This is a genomic window from Citrobacter sp. KTE30 (assembly GCF_000398825.1).
Taxonomy (GTDB): Bacteria; Pseudomonadota; Gammaproteobacteria; order Enterobacterales; family Enterobacteriaceae; genus Citrobacter; species Citrobacter freundii.
Map to the genome: position 1 here is coordinate 4123737 of NZ_KB976055.1, position 18455 is coordinate 4142191.

Consider the following 18455-nt stretch of genomic DNA (forward strand, 5'->3'; position numbering starts at 1 on the left):
TTTACCAGATTTTGTGACCTTTGTGGTGAGTCGATTCTTGAAATGGGGAAAAAGAGGTGGCAATCAGCGGATTACCGTGGATCTGAGGCGAAAAATAACGATAAAAAAACCCGCCAAAGCGGGTTTTTTCGCAAATTGTCGTCTGCCGAAGCAGAGTACAATTAACGTTTGGAGAACTGAGGACGACGACGTGCTTTACGCAGACCGACTTTCTTACGTTCAACCTGACGAGCATCACGGGTAACGAAGCCAGCTTTACGCAGTTCGCCACGCAGGGACTCGTCGTACTCCATCAGAGCGCGGGTGATACCGTGACGGATCGCACCAGCCTGACCAGAGATACCACCACCTTTAACAGTGATGTACAGATCCAGTTTCTCAACCATGTCGACCAGTTCCAGCGGCTGACGAACTACCATGCGGGCAGTTTCACGACCGAAGTACTGTTCCAGAGAACGTTGGTTGATTACGATTTTACCACTGCCCGGTTTGATGAAAACGCGAGCTGCGGAACTTTTGCGGCGACCAGTGCCGTAGTATTGATTTTCAGCCATTGCCTATAATCCCGATTAGATGTCAAGAACTTGCGGTTGCTGTGCCGCGTGGTTGTGCTCGTTGCCAGCGTAAACTTTCAGTTTACGGAACATAGCACGACCCAGCGGGCCTTTTGGCAGCATGCCTTTAACCGCGATTTCAAGCACACGCTCAGGACGGCGAGCAATCATCTCTTCAAAGGTCGCTTGTTTGATACCACCGATGTGGCCGGTGTGGTGATAGTACACTTTGTCAGTACGCTTGTTGCCGGTTACAGCAACTTTGTCAGCGTTCAGAACGATGATGTAATCACCGGTATCTACGTGCGGAGTGTATTCCGCTTTGTGCTTACCGCGCAGGCGCAGAGCCAGTTCGGAAGCCAGACGGCCCAGAGTTTTACCGGTCGCGTCAACAACATACCAGTCGCGTTTTACGGTTTCTGGTTTAGCTGTAAAAGTTTTCATTAAAAGCTTACCCAAATAAATAAGTTACACGTTGGTGAACACCCAAACGTTTTGTCAGTTGAGGTTCACACGACATTGTCCAGCAAACCTACCCCTTCGAATAGCCTATGCCGGCGCATAGAAAGTTTTGGGAAAAAAACTCTCTCGTAACGTGGGGTCGCAAGATTATAGAGAAGTCAGGGTCAAAGATCGACCCCTTTATGTGATTTGCGGCAGGTTTAACCGGCTAAATGTTCCCGCTTCAGATACTCTTCGCTTTGCATCTCCTGCAAACGCGACAAACAGCGCTGAAATTCAAACTTCAGACGCTCGCCCTGATAAATTTCATAGAGTGGCGATGCCGCGCTGACCACCAGCTTGACGTGGCGTTCGTAAAACTCATCCACCAATGCGATAAAGCGCCGCGCTTCACTCTCCATCAGCGGGGTCATGACCGGCACATCAGACAACAGTACCGTGTGAAACAAACGCGACAGCGCAATGTAGTCATGCTGGCTACGCGCATCGACACAGAGCGTGGTAAATGACACCGCCAGCGTTTGGTTTTCGACGGCCAGCGTCTGCATCGGACGATGATTGATCTCCAGCGTCGGCGCATGTTCACCTTTGGTTCCCGCTAATGCCAGCCAGAGTTTATCCATCTGTTGGCGGGTTTCCTCATTCAGTGGCGACAGCCACAAATGCGCCTGCGTTAAGGTGCGCAGACGATAATCGACGCCAGCATCAACATTCATGATGTCGCAATGCTGTTTGATAGCATCAATGGCAGGAAGAAAACGCGCGCGTTGTAAACCGTTGCGATACAGCTCATCTGGCGGAATATTGGAGGTCGCCACCAGCGTAATGCCACGGGCAAACAGAGCCTTCATCAGGCCGCCGAGTAGCATGGCGTCGGTAATATCAGAAACAAAAAATTCGTCAAAGCACAGCACGTCCGTTTCGGCCTTAAAGCGATCGGCGATGATTTCCAGCGGATCGCTCTGCCCCTGTAAGGCAGTAAGCTCTTCATGCACACGCAGCATAAAACGATGAAAGTGCAAACGCTGTTTACGTTCGCCCGGCAGACTATGGTAGAACAGATCCATCAGCCAGGTTTTTCCGCGCCCAACTCCGCCCCACATATATAAACCACGCACCGGTGTGTTGATCGGCGACTCACGCTTGCCCAGCAATTTGCCAAAACGCGCCATCAGTCCGCTCTCCTGCGGCGCAGGTCGCGCTGGCGTCGTAAGTGCCTGGAAAATTGTTTCCAGTCGATTCACGGCTTCTTGTTGTACATTGTCAGGCTGATGACTGCCGTCGTTGAGGGCTTGCAGGTAACGCGATGTCGGGGAAAGGCTTTGCATGATGTTATTGTTATTCCTTGAGAATCGATGTGCCGTCGCTCACGGTTGACGAAAAAAAGGCCGTTCTACATTACGTGATATAAACACGGGATTCCACTTCTACGGGATTAGCGGTTATAGTGGCATAATCAGGCGCAGGCATGGAGCCTTAAGCCAACACCCTACGGAAACACAAGACAACGGGAGATGTTCATGACCTGGGAATATGCGCTAATTGGGTTAGTCGTCGGTATCATTATTGGTGCTGTAGCCATGCGTTTTGGTAATCGGAAATTACGCCAACAGCAGGCATTGCAGTACGAACTGGAAAAAAATAAAGCTGAGCTGGAAGAGTACCGTGAAGAACTGGTGAGCCACTTTGCCCGCAGCGCTGAATTGCTGGATAACATGGCGGACGATTATCGTCAGATTTACCAGCACATGGCGAAAAGCTCCAGCAACCTGCTGCCGGGTATGTCGCCGGAAAACAACCCGTTCCGTAATCGTCTGGCAGAGTCTGAAGCAGGCAACGATCAGGCGCCGGTTCAGATGCCACGTGACTATTCTGAAGGGGCATCTGGCCTGCTGCGTAGTGGCGCAAAGCGCGACTAACCGCACATCGTTAAGAAATTTATTGGGCGCAGCAATTGCGCCCTCCGCTTCTCTTCCCGTCCCAGCTATTATTTAGTCGTTAGCCTCATTGTGACCAAACCGAAAATTCAATAACATCAAACTGTTTTGAATCATCTTCCGTTTACTCAAGGTACGAGAGCAGGATCCATGAAAAAACAAACCCAGCTGTTGAGTGCATTAGCGTTAAGTGTCGGGTTAACTCTCTCGGCGCCATTCCCGGCCGTTGCGTCGATTCCCGGCCAGGTTCCCGGTCAGGCTGCGCTCCCCAGCCTCGCCCCGATGCTGGAGAAAGTGTTGCCAGCCGTGGTGAGTGTAAGGGTCGAAGGCACCGCCACTCAGGGGCAGAAAGTCCCGGAAGAGTTCAAAAAGTTTTTTGGTGATGAACTTCCCGATCAACCTTCCCAACCTTTTGAAGGACTGGGTTCAGGTGTCATTATTGATGCCGCCAAAGGCTACGTCCTGACCAATAACCACGTTATTAATCAGGCGCAAAAAATCAGCGTTCAGCTTAATGATGGTCGTGAGTTCGACGCAAAGCTTATTGGCAGCGACGATCAGAGCGATATCGCACTGCTACAAATTCAACACCCCAGCAACCTGACGCAAATTGCCATTGCTGACTCTGATAAACTCCGCGTGGGTGATTTCGCGGTGGCTGTGGGTAACCCGTTCGGTTTGGGTCAAACAGCCACCTCCGGGATTGTATCGGCTTTGGGTCGCAGTGGGTTGAACCTGGAAGGTCTGGAAAACTTTATTCAGACTGACGCCTCTATCAACCGCGGTAACTCCGGCGGCGCATTGCTTAACCTCAACGGTGAGCTGATCGGTATTAACACCGCGATTCTGGCCCCCGGTGGCGGCAGCATCGGTATTGGTTTTGCAATCCCGAGCAACATGGCGCGCACGCTGGCACAGCAGTTGATGCAGTTTGGTGAAATCAAACGCGGTCTGTTGGGCATCAAAGGCACCGAGATGACTTCCGATATCGCCAAAGCGTTCAAACTGGACGTACAGCGTGGCGCGTTTGTCAGTGAGGTTCTGCCTAACTCCGGCTCCGCAAAAGCGGGGGTGAAATCAGGTGACGTCATTACCAGTCTCAACGGTAAACCGCTTAACAGCTTCGCCGAACTTCGTTCACGTATTGCGACAACCGAACCAGGGACCAAAGTCAAACTGGGCCTGCTACGTAACGGTAAACCGCTGGAGGTTGAAGTCACCCTCGATACCAGCACATCATCGTCCGCCAGCGCAGAGATGATTGCGCCTGCGTTGCAAGGGGCCACGCTCAGCGACGGTCAGTTAAAAGACGGTACCAAAGGCATCAGAATTGATAACGTTGAAAAAAGTAGCCCTGCCGCACAGGCCGGACTGCATAAAGATGACGTTATTATTGGCGTTAACCGCGATCGCGTAAACTCGATCGCTGAAATGCGTAAAGTGCTGGAAGCGAAACCGTCGATCATTGCCCTGCAGGTGGTGCGCGGTAACGAGAGTATTTACCTGCTCCTGCGTTAACGCATGCAACCGGACATCAGCCCCTCGTGTGATGTCCGGTAAACTCGTGATATGCTGCAGCCGTTCCCTTTATTAATGACGCCGCCATCATGTTTGTGAAGCTTTTACGTTCGGTCGCGATTGGTTTAATCGTCGGCGCTATTCTGCTGGCCGCGATGCCCTCGCTGCGCAAAATTAATACGCTTACCGCACCGCAGTTCGACAGTGCAGATGAAACGCCCGCCAGCTATAACCCGGCGGTTCGCCGTGCAGCTCCTGCCGTCGTTAACGTTTATAACCGCAGTATGAACAGTACAGCGCATAACCAGCTTGAGATCCGTACGCTCGGCTCAGGCGTTATCATGGATCAGCGCGGCTATATCATTACCAATAAGCACGTCATTAACGATGCCGACCAAATCATCGTCGCATTGCAGGACGGTCGCGTATTTGAAGCGCTGCTTGTGGGGTCTGATACGTTAACCGACCTTGCGGTGCTGAAAATCAACGCCACTGGTGGACTGCCGACAATTCCAATTAATAACAAACGCGTGCCGCACATTGGTGACGTGGTACTCGCCATCGGTAACCCGTACAACCTCGGGCAAACCATCACCCAGGGGATTATCAGTGCCACCGGTCGTATTGGCCTGAACCCGACGGGGCGGCAAAACTTCCTGCAAACCGATGCCTCCATCAACCACGGTAACTCCGGCGGCGCGCTGGTTAACTCGCTGGGTGAGTTGATGGGTATTAACACCCTGTCATTTGATAAGAGCAACGATGGCGAAACCCCGGAAGGGATCGGCTTTGCTATTCCTTTTCAACTGGCAACCAAAATCATGGATAAGCTGATTCGTGACGGGCGCGTGATTCGCGGCTATATCGGCATCAGCGGCCGAGAAATTGCGCCACTGCACGCCCAGGGCGGCGGGATGGATCAAATTCAGGGGATTGTGGTTAACGAAGTAGCCCCGGACGGTCCGGCAGCGCAGGCAGGTATTCAGGTTAACGATCTGATTATCTCGGTCAATAACAAACCGGCGGTATCTGCACTGGAAACGATGGACCAGGTGGCAGAGATTCGACCAGGTTCAGTTATCTCCGTGGTCGTGATGCGAGATGACAAGCAGTTGACGCTACAGGTCACGATTCAGGAATATCCGGCGACCAACTAATACGGATATAAAAAAACCGGAGCAAGTGCTCCGGTTTTTTACTTTTGGGCAGTTCGTTACTTAACGAACTCTTCGCCCAGAGTGATATCTTTCTTCAGCGTATCCAGCATACCTTCCAGCGCAGCTTGTTCAAACGCGCTCAGCTTGCCGATAGACTGACGCTCTTCTACGCCGTTTTTACCCAGCAGCAGCGGCTGAGAGAAGAAGCGAGCATACTGGCCATCGCCTTCAACGTAAGCACATTCAACCACACCTTTTTCGCCGCTCAGTGCGCGAACCAGTGACAGTCCGAAACGCGCTGCGGCCTGACCCATAGACAGGGTTGCAGATCCGCCACCGGCTTTAGCTTCCACAACTTCAGTACCCGCATTCTGGATCCGTTTGGTCAGGTCAGCTGCTTCTTGCTCGGTGAAGCTTACGCCAGGAATTTGTGACAGCAGCGGCAGAATGGTCACGCCAGAGTGGCCGCCAATAACCGGGACTTCAACGTCGCCAGGCTGCTTGCCTTTCAGTTCCGCAACAAAGGTGTTGGAGCGGATGATGTCCAGCGTGGTCACGCCAAACAGTTTGTTCTTATCGTATACGCCTGCTTTTTTCAGGACTTCTGCAGCGATAGCAACGGTCGTGTTCACCGGGTTGGTGATGATACCGATACATGCTTTCGGACAGGTTTTAGCAACCTGCTGCACCAGATTCTTCACGATACCGGCGTTAACGTTGAACAGGTCGGAACGATCCATACCCGGTTTACGTGCGACGCCCGCGGAGATCAGTACTACATCAGCACCTTCCAGTGCAGGGGTAGCGTCTTCGCCACTGAAGCCTTTGATTTTCACAGCAGTAGGGATATGGCTCAAATCAACGGCCACACCAGGCGTTACTGGAGCGATGTCGTACAGGGAGAGTTCTGAACCTGAAGGCAGTTGGGTTTTTAACAGTAATGCTAGCGCCTGACCGATACCACCAGCAGCGCCGAGGACTGCAACTTTCATCCTAAACTCCTTATTATATTGATAAGCAAAGTGTCTATTGCTCCGCGGCGGCGACCTTAATTCACAAATCCAACGAATACAACAACCACGCGTCAAGAATGCGTAGTCACGCAAATTTGGCTTTTATGCATTTAACTTACGTAAAATAAAACCTAAGTTACGTAATTCAAAACCACCCGCACAGTAGAGCAACTTTCCAACAGGTGCTGACAATATACCCTACCCACCTCTCAAAACAACATCAATTTGATAACATTTAATTTACTTTTAACCTTATTTGCGAGCCGTGACACAGGCATGTTTCTTGATAACGAAATTTGATAAAATTCCGCTCTTTCATAACATTATTTCAGCCTTGAACAAGGCAGACTGTTTGCATAAAAATTCATCTGTATGCACAATAATGTTGTTTCTACCGCCATATTACGGGTGACTTATGCGAAGCTCGGCAAAACAAGAAGAATTAGTAAAGGCGTTTAAAGCGCTGCTTAAAGAAGAAAAGTTCAGCTCTCAAGGCGAAATCGTCCTCGCATTGCAGGATCAGGGCTTTGATAATATCAATCAGTCCAAGGTTTCACGCATGCTGACCAAATTTGGCGCCGTGCGTACCCGCAATGCGAAAATGGAAATGGTGTACTGCCTTCCGGCGGAACTGGGCGTGCCTACAACCTCCAGTCCGCTGAAAAATCTGGTGCTGGATATCGACTATAACGATGCGGTCGTGGTTATTCATACCAGTCCTGGCGCTGCTCAGTTGATTGCACGTCTGCTGGACTCATTGGGGAAAGCGGAAGGTATCCTGGGTACGATTGCCGGTGACGATACCATCTTCACCACCCCAGCTAAGGGTTTTACGGTAAAAGATCTGTACGAAGCCATTCTGGAACTGTTCGAACAAGAACTGTAATACCGCCTCCCCGTCGTCTCGCGGCGGGGGAAAACACTCTCTTTCCACCCCCTTCCGTCTATTTTTAACTGCTATGCATTTAACAAATGGTGCGTTTAACCGTCAAAAACCATTCACATAGTGAATGTGATGGCTTAAAAACGCACATTTTGCAAAAAACCATATCCAATTGATTTTATTTAATTTATTTCTTTTAAAATGTTCGAAACGCTCTTTTTAATTCCATTTGGTTATAAAAAATATTTTTCTTAACACTTAATACCCACGGAAACAATTAGCGTGGTATTAATTTATAAGGTTATTAGTGTATACTTGATTTTGTGATGAGGGTCACGAAACGCAGACCCCTATAAAAGAATTCGACGAGGTAAATATCATGAAAATCAAAACTACTATTGCAACCTTAAGCCTTCTTTCTGTTCTCTCCTTCGGTGCAAGCGCCGCGGTTACTCAGGTGAACTCACAAGAAGCACAGAATCTGCAATCTATGGGTAGCATCTCCGTATCTCAGATCGGTAGTTCACCAATGGACATGCGTCAGGCCATCGCCGCTAAGGCTGAAAAAGCAGGCGCCAGCAGCTATCGCGTCACCGAACTCCGTGAAGGTGCTCACTGGCACGCTACTGCAGAACTCTACAAATAAACCCTCGTCGTCTAAGTCCGACGACTTGCCCCCGCCTGCCGGGGGCTTTTTTATGTCTTACATTGAGTGACGAACGTTAAAACGCAACTGCCCTTCCAGCTCTTCTTCCGCTTCATCGAACAGTAAAATCAGCGCGCCGTATCGCCTGCGCAGCTTGTCCGGTAAATGGACAAATTCAATCTCCAGCGGCAACGGTAAAACTTCCCCGATAACCACCTCCCACAGAGAATCTAAATCAACCACCTTCTCCCTGGCGAGACCGAACGTGCGCGTAAACTCACGATAGAAATCACCCTGGTCTTCTATCTCGTCAAAATCAAATGTATAGATATTCATCTATAGCCACCATCCCGACGCCAGCCACTCTACAGACCGCCAATATGTAGGGGTCTCTCGCATTTTCAGGTAAGTATAGCCATAAAAAAACCGACGCTTTTAGCGTCGGTTTTCAACTCTTAATTACTGACCAGCGCATGCTGGTATTTGTGCAACATCCCACTGAGTCGTTTTACCGGCTCGGTCACCTGTGGTGGTGCTTGCCAGATGATTAATTTCTCCTGATAGATCTCAAGCTCTTCCAGCAACTGGCTAAAGTAGCGTCGGCGCTTGTCGTCATTTCCTGCGGAAATCACGCGATCGGCAGTGCGGCGAAGCTGGCGGTGGAATGCGGATAAATCCTCGTTCACCGGTACCGGCGCATCGCGCAGGCGCTGGTGTGCGATGATCATGGTCAGCGCCAGGCGAAACTTCGCCAGGTCGCCCGGAAATTTGTTCATCAGCAAAAACAGCTGCTGATAAAGCGCCGGGAGGTGGTTTTCTTTACGACGTACCACGTTGGTGGTCATCGCTGAAACCGCCGCCGAGACAAACTGGTTGAGCAACACACGACCCGTTCTGTCACGAGAGTTATCACGCACCAGCAGAATGACGATAAACGCCAACATGCAGCCAACAATCTGCCCCAGCGCACTGTCCAGGAACTGGCTAAAGTGGAAGGTCATCGGGTTATCCAGCACGATGATATTAATGGTGCTGGCCAGCGCCCCCATCGAACCCAGCCGTCGTTTCTGTACTTCAATCCCCAGAAAGAATCCCAGCACTGCCAGGCTCAGGCACAGCAACAACATGCTTTGCTGCGTATTAGGGATAATCACCAGGAAATAGAGTGCCCCGAGCGGTAACGCCGCCAACGTACCGTAGATAAAGTCTATCGCCACCATGCGCGGGTTGGGCAAACGCATTGCCAGCGAGGTGACGACCGCAATCATCACCATTGCGCCGCTGCCGGATGTCCAGCCGGTCCACAGCCAGAATAAGGTTCCCAGCACACAAGAAAGCGTGGTGCGCCAAAAGTTAACCATCGCATGGTGACGCTCGGCAGATTCCACTTTCACCACCGGTTCACCTTGCAGGATCTCTTCTTCGATAGCGCTAATTTTGGTGTTGCTGACAACTCCACGTTTAAGTAACAGATAGCGCGTTGCCGCCCCGGCCCAGGTGTAAATTGTGACAGGTGTGTCACGTTCACCGGTCCATGCAATCACCCGACGCATCCGCTTCAGCTGTTTATGGACATCCTGTACCGTTTCAACCGGCGTATCGAATAACTCGCGGAAGGTATCGGTGATCAGTTCTGGTCGGGTATTCTGAATAAGATAGGTTTCGCAGGATTGTGTGATAAGCGTAAGCGACAGCGTATTCAATGCCTTGAGTCTGCGGTTAGCCCGCACCCAGCGCGAGGACTCCATATTCAGGTTACTACGCATGCCTTCCAGCGCCGCCGTACGCCGGACTAAATCTCCCCAGGCTTTGTCCACTTCCTCACTGTCGCCATGCTTAATGCACAGCTGCATAAGCTGATATTGCGCCACCAGCAGGCTATCCAGTTCGACATCAATCTCCTGTTTCACCGAACGGGGCGAAAAGAGCAGGTCGGCAACAATGGCACAGACAATACCCATCACAATTTCACTACAGCGTTCGAGCGCAAATTGCGGCGTCAGCAGCGGTTCAGCCTGGATAGTAATGACGATGATCAGCGCCGTATAGCCCGAAAGCCCCCAGGCATAAGAGTTTTCAATCTTCACTAACGACGAGATCCAGGTACAAAAACCGGCCCAGATACAACACACCAGGATCATCAATAGCGGGGCGCGGATCATGCTGATGATAATGATCAGGGCGGCAATACAGCCGATAAATGTCCCGACAATACGCAACATGCCTCGATAGCGGATAGCACCTGAATAAGGTTCTCCGCCAGCGGCAAAGGCCGGACCTGCAGCCACAATGGCCGCGGTCAGCACCGCCCAGCGCGGGGTCTCAAGCTGGAAGTGAAAGCCAACGAACAGCGCCAGTACAATCGCGCAGGCCAGTTTTACCGCAAAGCGGATATGCTGGTTGGCAATGGAGAAAATACCCATCGCGATTAACCAAACTCGCGCAGGCGGTGCGCCATTTTACGGAAGAAAGATTCCTGGCTGGCATCGCGATCCTGCTTGCCGGTAATGACGACGGTCGCAGTCGTCCCGGCAGGCCACAAGGTTCCCTGCTGCTCATCAAGACGAATTCGCACCGGCACACGCTGCGCCAGGCGCACCCATTCAAGATTGGAATCAATGGTCGCCATACCCTTGGCGTCCCGCGTGCTGCTGGCATTCGTTACGCCAGCCGCCACACTATCAACCGTGCCCTTCAGCACATTATTACTGCCAAGCGGGGTGATTTCAGCGCGATACCCAGGGCGGACGCCTTCCAGTTTGGTTTCTTCCATATACGCCAGCACATAGAAAGAATGCTGTTTGACCAATGCCACCGCCGTGGAACCGCGCGTGATAAATTCGCCGCTATAAACGTTCAGGTTAGTCACCCAGCCGTCTGCTGGCGCGCGAATAACGGTACGTTCCAGATCTAATTTCGCCAGATCGCGGGTCGCTTGCGCCTTCGCAAGCTGGTGTAATACGGTTTGCAGGACGTTGTTTGATTGGTCAATCTCTTCACGAGACATAGCCTGCACGCCCAGTCGGTTACGACGACCGGCCTCCTGGCGTTTTTCCTGCGCCAGTACCTGATAATAGGCCACGTCAGCTTCGGCCTGCTCGAGGGCTTTCTTATAGCGTGGCTGGTCGATAGTGAACAGGATCTGATCCTTTTTCACCAGTTGGTTATCATGGATGTTAACGTTGGTAATAAGGCCCGCAACATCCGGCGCAATCGCGACGACATCGGCGCTGAAACGCGCATCACGCGTCCACGGCGACTCGGTGTAGAACACCCATGCGCGAAAAATAGCGATGAAGGCCAGAATGACCAGTATCACGGTAATGGCCGTGCGGGAGAGTTTTCTTGTTAGTGTTTTCACTTCAACCTCAAACGAACAGGCGCGTTATTAAATAGAACAGACAGCAATACAGCGCGGTGTTAAACAGAGCCGGATGCCAGACAAAATCATAGATGCCAGTCGGAACAAGCACCCGACGCACCAGCCAGAAAATCGCCAGTGACAAAAGTAATTCGAAAAAAATCGGTGGGAAGGACAGACCAAACACCACGATAACGGGAAACAGACTCATGTTGACCTTGGTAACGTAAGAGAGTGCAGATGATAGATTTTCTAGCGTATGTCACCGCAGAGAAGGGCAAGGATGAGCCAGGCGAGAGCGACATAGCCGTTATTTGAATAATAATATATTAACGTAACTGTTATGCTGTTATCTATATTATGTGATCTAAATCACTTTTAAGCCAGAGTGAACAATGGAACGATTAAAACGTATGTCGGTGTTCGCCAAAGTTGTCGAAATGGGCTCCTTCACTGCCGCCGCAAGACAGCTACAAATGAGCGTTTCATCGATAAGCCAGACGGTCTCAAAACTGGAAGATGAGCTACAAGTCAAGCTGCTAAACCGCAGCACGCGTAGCATTGGGCTAACTGAAGCCGGTAAAATATATTATCAGGGCTGCCGGAGAATGCTGCACGAAGCGCAGGATGTTCACGAGCAACTCTATGCCTTTAACAACACGCCCATCGGCACTCTGCGCATTGGCTGTTCTTCAACTATGGCACAAAATGTCCTCGCCGGATTAACCGCCACGATGCTGAAAGAGTATCCGGGATTGACGGTAAATCTGGTGACCGGCATCCCGGCCCCGGATTTAATCGCTGATGGTCTGGACGTGGTTATCCGCGTCGGCGCGTTGCAGGACTCCAGCCTGTTTTCACGCCGTTTGGGGGCTATGCCGATGGTGGTCTGCGCGGCGAAAAGCTATCTCGCACAGTTTGGCACCCCGGAGAAACCTGCCGATCTCAGCAACCACTCGTGGCTGGAATACAGCGTACGCCCGGATAATGAATTCGAGCTCATCGCTCCGGAAGGAATTTCCACCCGCCTGATCCCAGAGGGTCGTTTTGTGACTAACGATCCGATGACATTGGTGCGCTGGCTGGCCGCAGGCGCAGGCATTGCCTATGTACCGCTGATGTGGGTGATCAATGAGATCAATCGTGGCGAAGTGGAGATTCTGCTTCCCCGCTACCAGTCGGATCCGCGTCCGGTCTATGCGCTGTATACCGAAAAAGACAAATTGCCGCTCAAGGTGCAGGTGGTGATTAACTATCTGACAGACTATTTTGTCGATGTAGCGCAGCTGTTTCAGGGAATGTACGGTCGGGGAAAAGAGAAATAAAAAAAGTGTAGGCCGGATAAGGCATTGACGCCGCATCCGGAAAGATGCCCGACGGCACTGGTGCTTATCGGGCATACATCATGATGTTATGCGGTGCCACCCACGGTCAGGTTATCCACCTTCAGCGTCGGCTGGCCCACGCCCACCGGCAGGCTCTGCCCTTCTTTACCGCACACGCCCACCCCGTTATCCAGTTTCAGGTCGTTACCCACCATCGAAATCTGCTGCATCGCTTCGATACCAGAGCCAATCAACGTCGCGCCTTTCACCGGTTTGGTGACTTTACCGTTTTCAATCAGATATGCTTCAGACGTAGAGAACACAAATTTTCCGGAGGTGATATCCACCTGGCCGCCGCCGAAGTTAGGCGCATAAATACCGTATTCAACGGATTCGATGATTTCCTGCGGCGTAGATTTCCCCGGCAGCATATAGGTGTTGGTCATACGTGGCATCGGCAGGTGCGCGTAAGATTCGCGGCGACCGTTACCCGTTGGCGCAACGCCCATCAGGCGCGCATTCAGTTTGTCCTGCATGTAGCCTTTCAGAATACCGTTTTCGATCAGCACGTTGTACTGACCCGGCGTGCCTTCATCATCAATAGCCACAGAGCCACGACGGTCCGCCATTGTGCCGTCATCCACCACGGTGCACAGTTCTGACGCTACCAGCTCCCCCATGTGACCGCTGAATACCGAGGTACCACGGCGGTTAAAGTCGCCTTCCAGACCATGACCGACCGCTTCATGCAGCAGAACGCCAGGCCAGCCAGCGCCGAGTACTACTGGCAGCGTACCAGCAGGCGCAGCTACCGCAGAGAGATTAACCAACGCCATGCGTACGGCTTCTTTCGCCCATGCGTCAGCACGAACTTCACCATCAAGGTCGCCCAGGAAATAGTCATAGCCAAAACGACCGCCGCCACCGCTGGCGCCGCGCTCGCGCTTACCGTCCTCTTCCACCTGTACGCTTACGGACAGGCGTACCAGCGGGCGAACGTCAGCGGCCAGCGTACCGTCGGTCGCTGCTACCAGGATCAGTTCATAAACACCGGTCAGGCTGGCGGTTACTTCCTGGACGCGCTTGTCGGCGGCACGCGCCACGCTGTCTACGCGGCGCAGAATATCCAGTTTCTCTTCGCGGCTCATGCTCTGCAGGGGATCAACCGAGGTGTAAAGCGCCTGATGCTCCACAGCTCCCAGCGTTTTTACTTTGCCGTCACCGCTGTCACGCACGATAGTACGGGCAGCATGAGCACTCTGCTCCAGCGCCAGCAGGCTAATCTGGTCTGCATAGGCAAACCCTGTTTTTTCGCCGCTGATGGCGCGCACGCCAACGCCCTGATCGATATTGTAAGAACCATCTTTAATGATGCGGTCTTCTAAAACCCAGGATTCGTGATAGCTCGACTGAAAATAGAGATCGCCGTAATCAAGACGGCGTTCGGCCAGTTGGCCCAGGATGGCAAACAGATCCTGATGTTTCAGGCCATTTGCCGCTAGCAATTGTTCACTTACCAGGTTCAGACTCATCGTTTTGCTACTCATTAGTTACTGTTGTAGGCCTGATAAAACGCGCCAGCGTCGCCATCAGGCACTTCAATGCCGGATGGCGGCGTGAACGCCTTATCCGGCCTACGGACTGCGGTAGAGGATCTATGTTGAGATTGGGGCAATTACTCGCCCCCGTCAAATTATTGCTGGCTTTCTTTGCGCGGCTGACGCAGAACTTCGTTAATCTGCGGCTTATCGACCGGACCGGTGATGCGATAGCGCAGAATCGACACTTTGCTCCACAATGGTCCCAGAACCTTACTGGCAGCAAACACCGCCGCGCCGACAATTGGATTGACAGCAAACGCAGCGGCAACGCCTACGGTGGCAGAAATTTCCGGCGCGACAATGGCTTCCATATCCAGCTCCCGGCGCACCAGGTTCACCGAGCCTTTCATCGCAATGTCTGCCTCCAGACCGTCCACCAGCGTGTCATCGGTATGCATCACGCCATCTTTGATCCAGGCCGTGCTGCGAATCGAGTCGAAATAGAAACCTTCGCTGAAAGTATCGCTAAAATCAAAACGCAGTTTACGCAGCAACGCATCAAAGCTCAGCAGTCGCAAGAGTTGCCCCGCATGTCCAGTGCTGAGTTCAGTAAGCTCACCTTTGCCCAACCGGGTACGCAAAATCCCATTCAGCGAAGCTTCATCTGGATCCCATGGCGGGTTACGCCAGTGCAGGTCATACTCCACGTTGAACGAAGAGTTACGAATCGGGGTCGATACGCCAAAGAAACTGGCAGCGGAGTCAATTTTACTGCCGCTCAGTTTACCCTTCAGTGACGTTCGTTCTTTGCCCGGCGCGTTCACCCACACACCATCGGTGGTCAGTCTGGCAAAGCCTGTATCCAACAGACCGTTACTCAGCGTTAGCGTGTCGCCTTTAATCGCCACATCGGCATCAATACGCCCATATTTCTGTCCCCACATCCAGCACTCGGCACAGCGTAACTGAACATCCGGCCAGCCGCGGAAGCTGACGTTGTCCACGGCGGAAAACGGCGAGGCTGGAGTACTATTCAGTGGTGCTTTCGTCGGCGACGCTTTCGCCGCGCTGGGGTTGTAATAAAGATACTTAATATTGGCCAGCCACGGCGCATTATTGCGCATAGCCAGCGTGGCATTTATTTCACGTCCCTGCGCCTGCACGATGGAGCCATTGCTCGCAGGCTCAGACACGATACTCAAGTTATTCCACTGCTGACCGCCCAGGGATAACGATGGCGTACGCACCGTGATGCGCTGCGGGAAGTTGGCGTTGGTGCCAACGTTATCTGCTGCGCCTTTCTGGAACAACGCCAGCCATTGCGCGCCATCCATAGGGGGAAGGTTAAGCTCAATACCTTGCTGATCGGGTAACGCGGGCACGGTGCGGCTTTCCGACGTCCAGATTGCGCGGTCAAGCGTCAGTTTCTGATTCAGCAGCCAGCGGCTGTTAAAGTGGTTCTTACTGCCCGCGTTGCCGGTCAGTTCAAAACTGCGCAGATTGCCGTTGGCCTTAACGTTCACCGGTAACGCCTCACCGGCTGCCTTATTCAGCGGAGCAGGTAAGTGACTACTTACATTCTTCAGGTCGCCTTTTAGCTCAATGTCGTAGGTCGGTCCGGCATGATACGGAAGATCGATACCCACCTTGCCATTCCACGCCATGCTGCCGCTTAAGGCATCGTTGACCTGCGCTGGTAAAATCCCCATGCGGGTTGGCTGCCAGTCGCCTTGCAGGTTCACGGCTACCTGATAGGCTTTCGCCCCTTCGGTGGTGGAGAAGTCGACGTTCAGCGGCTGATTAAACCAGTTCGCCGTCATCGGCTCGCTCTTCAGATCGCCGTTGATAAAGCTGAATTTACCATTCAAATTCTTCAGCGTGCTGTCGAGCGGTTTAATAAACAGGCTGTTATTACGCAGGTTGACATCGCCTTTGGCGGTAACCAGCGAGCCGTCTAGCGGAATATCCAGATGTAAGCGAGCATTCACATCGCCGTCAATCTGCAACTGCTCAAGCGTGGCGCCGAGGGAGTCCTTAAGCGGCGTCTCATCAAAATAAGGTCCGACCGCCTTGCCCGGCCCGTTGATATCGGCGTCAATCAGCAGTTTTTCTTTAGCATAGTCGGGAATATTAGCCGTCAGGTTACTGGCCTTCACGCCGCCTAAATTGACGCTATCCGTCTTCATCCACAGACCATCGTTAATGAAGTTCAGTTCAATATTGAGATCGGTTAGCGCAGGCCAGTCGGGCTGGAAAGCAAATTTCGCGTTACGTAGCGGCACCAGAACCTGAAATTGCCCTTCGTTGTGCAGATACGGGAACAGATGCGGGTTACCGCCATACACCAGCGTGGCGTTATCCGCTTCGCCGCCCTGAATAGCGCCGCTGAGGTAGTCAACCAGCTCTTTGCCCATCAAGTTTTCCGGGAAATAGCGCCAGGCCTGAGAGCCGTCGTCGGTGCTAATGCCAGCCAGAATGCCTAACCACGGTTCATCTCCAGTTGGCTGCAGATAGCGAAAACCACCGCGCGCGCGTACCGCTTTCGCTTTAACATCGATGTTGCGCCCATCTAACTGAAAACCTTTATCATTTTTCAGCCAGCTTAGCGTCGCCACGCCGTTCTCTATTTCCAGCGGCGCGCGGAAGACAGTTTCATACGGCATTTTGGCTTGCTTCATGGAGGCGGTGAGCGCCCCATTTTCAACACTGCCCGCAAGCGTACCGGAGAAATGCTCAGCCCCCGGTAACAACTTCCACTGTTTCCAGGCCAGATTGGTCCACGATGACAGGATGCGGGTTTTTTCTGTCGCCTGTAACGGGATATCCAGCGCCAACACATCGATCTTGCCACTTGGCTGCGTGGCCCGCCAGATATCACCCAACGCTGGTGATAACCTGGACGCCATCGGACGTAGCCCTTCTAACCCGGCCAGTTCCAGATTGCTGGCGCGAATGCGTAACTCGTCGCTGCGTTTGTTATTCTCGCCACCGACTTCCTGCTCAGGGATCCATGCCAGCGTTAATGCACCGCTCGGCCAGGGTTTATCATCCATGGTAATACGAGTATCGGGAATAGAGAATTGCCAGCCCGCCTCTTCACGGCTGATGTGCGCCGTCAGATTATCGACGGAGAGCGTGTGCGTACGATTTTCACCCAGCCAACTTGCTCCACCTTTTTTCAGCCAGACATCGCCACCAGAAACGACGCCTTTACTGATCGTCATCCATGCTTCCAGGCTAAAACGCGCGGTTTGCAGGGCGACATTATCCTGCATCCATTTGCCCAGCCATGGTTTGACGTCGATGTCGTCTGCCTGCAGCCAGACCCGACCGTTATTCAACAGCCCTTCGTCATCACGCAGATCCATACGCACCTGCATAACGCCGTGCTGTCCGGTCAGGCTGGAGAGGCTGACCTGACCCTCGGCGCGATGCCGATTTTTACCGTTCAGCCAGGTAAGCTGTGGGATCGCCAGTTCAGCACGTTGACCTGAGAGGGTTATAAAGCTGATATGACTGTCGCGTAGATCGAAATGATCAAACTGACGCAGGAAGAGATTGCTGAGATGGTCGGTTTCAATTCCATCTCCGCCTTCACTACGCTGGATAGGAGTATTGGTGCGCAACTGCAGTTGCCAAAAGGTGAGATCGCGAAACTGCCAACGCATGTGCAGCAAACTTTGCCAGACATCCAGCGCCAGCGTGACGCGTTTTACCGAAAATTCTCCCCCATCTTTTAGCTGCGCATGGATATTACGCGCTTCAAGCGTAGGACCGAAATTTTGCCAGCTGGCAGAAAGCTGACTGGCGGAAACAGGTAGACCTGTAGCGGATTCAATCTTGCCAAGAATGGCTGGACGCCAGCTATCAAGATGAGGTAACGCAAGGCGCAGTCCACTGACCAGCAGCGCTGCGATGACAACGAATGCGGCTCCAGTGAGCAGTAATATCCCCGGCAATCGCCTCACGCACCTCTCCTTGTCTACCAAAAAATATGACTCACACCCCTTGAGTGAATATTGCCGGATGACGGCGCTTGCGCCTTATCCGGCCTACAT

16 protein-coding genes are annotated in these 18455 nt (G+C 52.4%); 6 read left to right on the top strand and 10 right to left on the bottom strand.

Annotation, left to right across the window (positions count from 1 at the left end; all coding sequences use genetic code 11):
• Positions 1-161: 161 nt before the first annotated feature.
• The 3 genes from rpsI to zapE form a co-directional block, all read right to left on the bottom strand.
• Positions 162-554: a 30S ribosomal protein S9 gene (rpsI, locus tag WC1_RS03680; RefSeq protein WP_003025138.1), complete on the bottom strand. Its 393-nt coding sequence runs from the start codon at positions 552-554 to the stop codon at positions 162-164.
• 15 nt (positions 555-569) lie between these two features.
• A complete protein-coding gene (gene rplM / locus WC1_RS03675) occupies positions 570-998 on the bottom strand; it encodes a 50S ribosomal protein L13 (RefSeq protein ID WP_003025141.1) in 429 nt (142 codons plus the stop codon).
• Positions 999-1216: 218 nt separating this feature from the next.
• The gene (gene zapE, locus WC1_RS03670; protein ID WP_003025144.1) at positions 1217-2344 is read right to left on the bottom strand and encodes a cell division protein ZapE; all 1128 of its coding nucleotides are present in this window, start codon (positions 2342-2344) and stop codon (positions 1217-1219) included.
• A gap of 192 nt (positions 2345-2536) precedes the next feature.
• Between zapE and zapG the strand changes: the two genes are divergently transcribed.
• The 3 genes from zapG (at position 2537) to degS (ending at position 5628) form a co-directional block, all read left to right on the top strand.
• Entirely contained in the window at positions 2537-2935 is a 399-nt protein-coding gene (gene zapG, locus WC1_RS03665) for a Z-ring associated protein ZapG (protein WP_003025147.1), read from the top strand.
• A 168-nt stretch (positions 2936-3103) separates the two neighbouring features.
• A complete protein-coding gene (gene degQ / locus WC1_RS03660; RefSeq protein WP_003025151.1) occupies positions 3104-4471 on the top strand; it encodes a serine endoprotease DegQ in 1368 nt (455 codons plus the stop codon).
• An 89-nt stretch (positions 4472-4560) separates the two neighbouring features.
• The gene (gene degS, locus WC1_RS03655; RefSeq protein ID WP_003025154.1) at positions 4561-5628 is read left to right on the top strand and encodes an outer membrane-stress sensor serine endopeptidase DegS; all 1068 of its coding nucleotides are present in this window, start codon (positions 4561-4563) and stop codon (positions 5626-5628) included.
• Between the two features lie 56 nt (positions 5629-5684).
• On the opposite strand, the gene mdh is transcribed toward degS, so the two are convergent.
• Positions 5685-6620: a malate dehydrogenase gene (mdh, locus tag WC1_RS03650; RefSeq protein ID WP_003025158.1), complete on the bottom strand. Its 936-nt coding sequence runs from the start codon at positions 6618-6620 to the stop codon at positions 5685-5687.
• Positions 6621-7056: 436 nt separating this feature from the next.
• Between mdh and argR the strand changes: the two genes are divergently transcribed.
• Complete coding sequence (gene argR, locus WC1_RS03645; protein ID WP_003025162.1) at positions 7057-7527, top strand: transcriptional regulator ArgR; 471 nt, start codon at positions 7057-7059, stop codon at positions 7525-7527.
• Positions 7528-7903: 376 nt separating this feature from the next.
• Entirely contained in the window at positions 7904-8170 is a 267-nt protein-coding gene (yhcN, locus tag WC1_RS03640) for a peroxide/acid stress response protein YhcN (RefSeq protein ID WP_003025165.1), read from the top strand.
• A 57-nt stretch (positions 8171-8227) separates the two neighbouring features.
• Here the strand turns inward: yhcN and WC1_RS03635 are convergent, their stop codons facing one another.
• The 4 genes from WC1_RS03635 to aaeX form a co-directional block, all read right to left on the bottom strand.
• On the bottom strand, positions 8228-8506 hold the full coding sequence (locus WC1_RS03635; protein ID WP_003025168.1) for a barstar family protein: 279 nt from the start codon (positions 8504-8506) through the stop codon (positions 8228-8230).
• 119 nt (positions 8507-8625) lie between these two features.
• A complete protein-coding gene (gene aaeB / locus WC1_RS03630; RefSeq protein ID WP_003025171.1) occupies positions 8626-10593 on the bottom strand; it encodes a p-hydroxybenzoic acid efflux pump subunit AaeB in 1968 nt (655 codons plus the stop codon).
• A gap of 5 nt (positions 10594-10598) precedes the next feature.
• On the bottom strand, positions 10599-11531 hold the full coding sequence (gene aaeA, locus WC1_RS03625; RefSeq protein ID WP_003025174.1) for a p-hydroxybenzoic acid efflux pump subunit AaeA: 933 nt from the start codon (positions 11529-11531) through the stop codon (positions 10599-10601).
• A gap of 7 nt (positions 11532-11538) precedes the next feature.
• Positions 11539-11742, bottom strand: coding sequence for a p-hydroxybenzoic acid efflux pump operon protein AaeX (aaeX, locus tag WC1_RS03620; protein WP_003025177.1), 204 nt, complete (start codon positions 11740-11742; stop codon positions 11539-11541).
• 184 nt (positions 11743-11926) lie between these two features.
• Here aaeX and aaeR point away from each other — a divergent pair, with 184 nt between their 5' ends.
• Positions 11927-12856, top strand: coding sequence for an HTH-type transcriptional activator AaeR (gene aaeR / locus WC1_RS03615; protein ID WP_003839896.1), 930 nt, complete (start codon positions 11927-11929; stop codon positions 12854-12856).
• An 86-nt stretch (positions 12857-12942) separates the two neighbouring features.
• Here aaeR and tldD read toward each other — a convergent pair whose 3' ends face one another.
• Together tldD and yhdP are read right to left on the bottom strand one after the other, a co-directional pair.
• A complete protein-coding gene (gene tldD, locus WC1_RS03610; RefSeq protein ID WP_003025183.1) occupies positions 12943-14388 on the bottom strand; it encodes a metalloprotease TldD in 1446 nt (481 codons plus the stop codon).
• Positions 14389-14549: 161 nt separating this feature from the next.
• A complete protein-coding gene (gene yhdP, locus WC1_RS03605; RefSeq protein ID WP_016151067.1) occupies positions 14550-18365 on the bottom strand; it encodes an AsmA2 domain-containing protein YhdP in 3816 nt (1271 codons plus the stop codon).
• Positions 18366-18455 lie beyond the last annotated feature (90 nt).

Coding starts and splice junctions, on each gene's coding strand:
- rpsI (WP_003025138.1), bottom strand. CDS start 554: ATGGCTGAAAATCAATACTACGGCACTGGTCGCCGCAAAAGTTCCGCA.
- rplM (WP_003025141.1), bottom strand. CDS start 998: ATGAAAACTTTTACAGCTAAACCAGAAACCGTAAAACGCGACTGGTAT.
- zapE (WP_003025144.1), bottom strand. CDS start 2,344: ATGCAAAGCCTTTCCCCGACATCGCGTTACCTGCAAGCCCTCAACGAC.
- zapG (WP_003025147.1), top strand. CDS start 2,537: ATGACCTGGGAATATGCGCTAATTGGGTTAGTCGTCGGTATCATTATT.
- degQ (WP_003025151.1), top strand. CDS start 3,104: ATGAAAAAACAAACCCAGCTGTTGAGTGCATTAGCGTTAAGTGTCGGG.
- degS (WP_003025154.1), top strand. CDS start 4,561: ATGTTTGTGAAGCTTTTACGTTCGGTCGCGATTGGTTTAATCGTCGGC.
- mdh (WP_003025158.1), bottom strand. CDS start 6,620: ATGAAAGTTGCAGTCCTCGGCGCTGCTGGTGGTATCGGTCAGGCGCTA.
- argR (WP_003025162.1), top strand. CDS start 7,057: ATGCGAAGCTCGGCAAAACAAGAAGAATTAGTAAAGGCGTTTAAAGCG.
- yhcN (WP_003025165.1), top strand. CDS start 7,904: ATGAAAATCAAAACTACTATTGCAACCTTAAGCCTTCTTTCTGTTCTC.
- WC1_RS03635 (WP_003025168.1), bottom strand. CDS start 8,506: ATGAATATCTATACATTTGATTTTGACGAGATAGAAGACCAGGGTGAT.
- aaeB (WP_003025171.1), bottom strand. CDS start 10,593: ATGGGTATTTTCTCCATTGCCAACCAGCATATCCGCTTTGCGGTAAAA.
- aaeX (WP_003025177.1), bottom strand. CDS start 11,742: ATGAGTCTGTTTCCCGTTATCGTGGTGTTTGGTCTGTCCTTCCCACCG.
- aaeR (WP_003839896.1), top strand. CDS start 11,927: ATGGAACGATTAAAACGTATGTCGGTGTTCGCCAAAGTTGTCGAAATG.
- tldD (WP_003025183.1), bottom strand. CDS start 14,388: ATGAGTCTGAACCTGGTAAGTGAACAATTGCTAGCGGCAAATGGCCTG.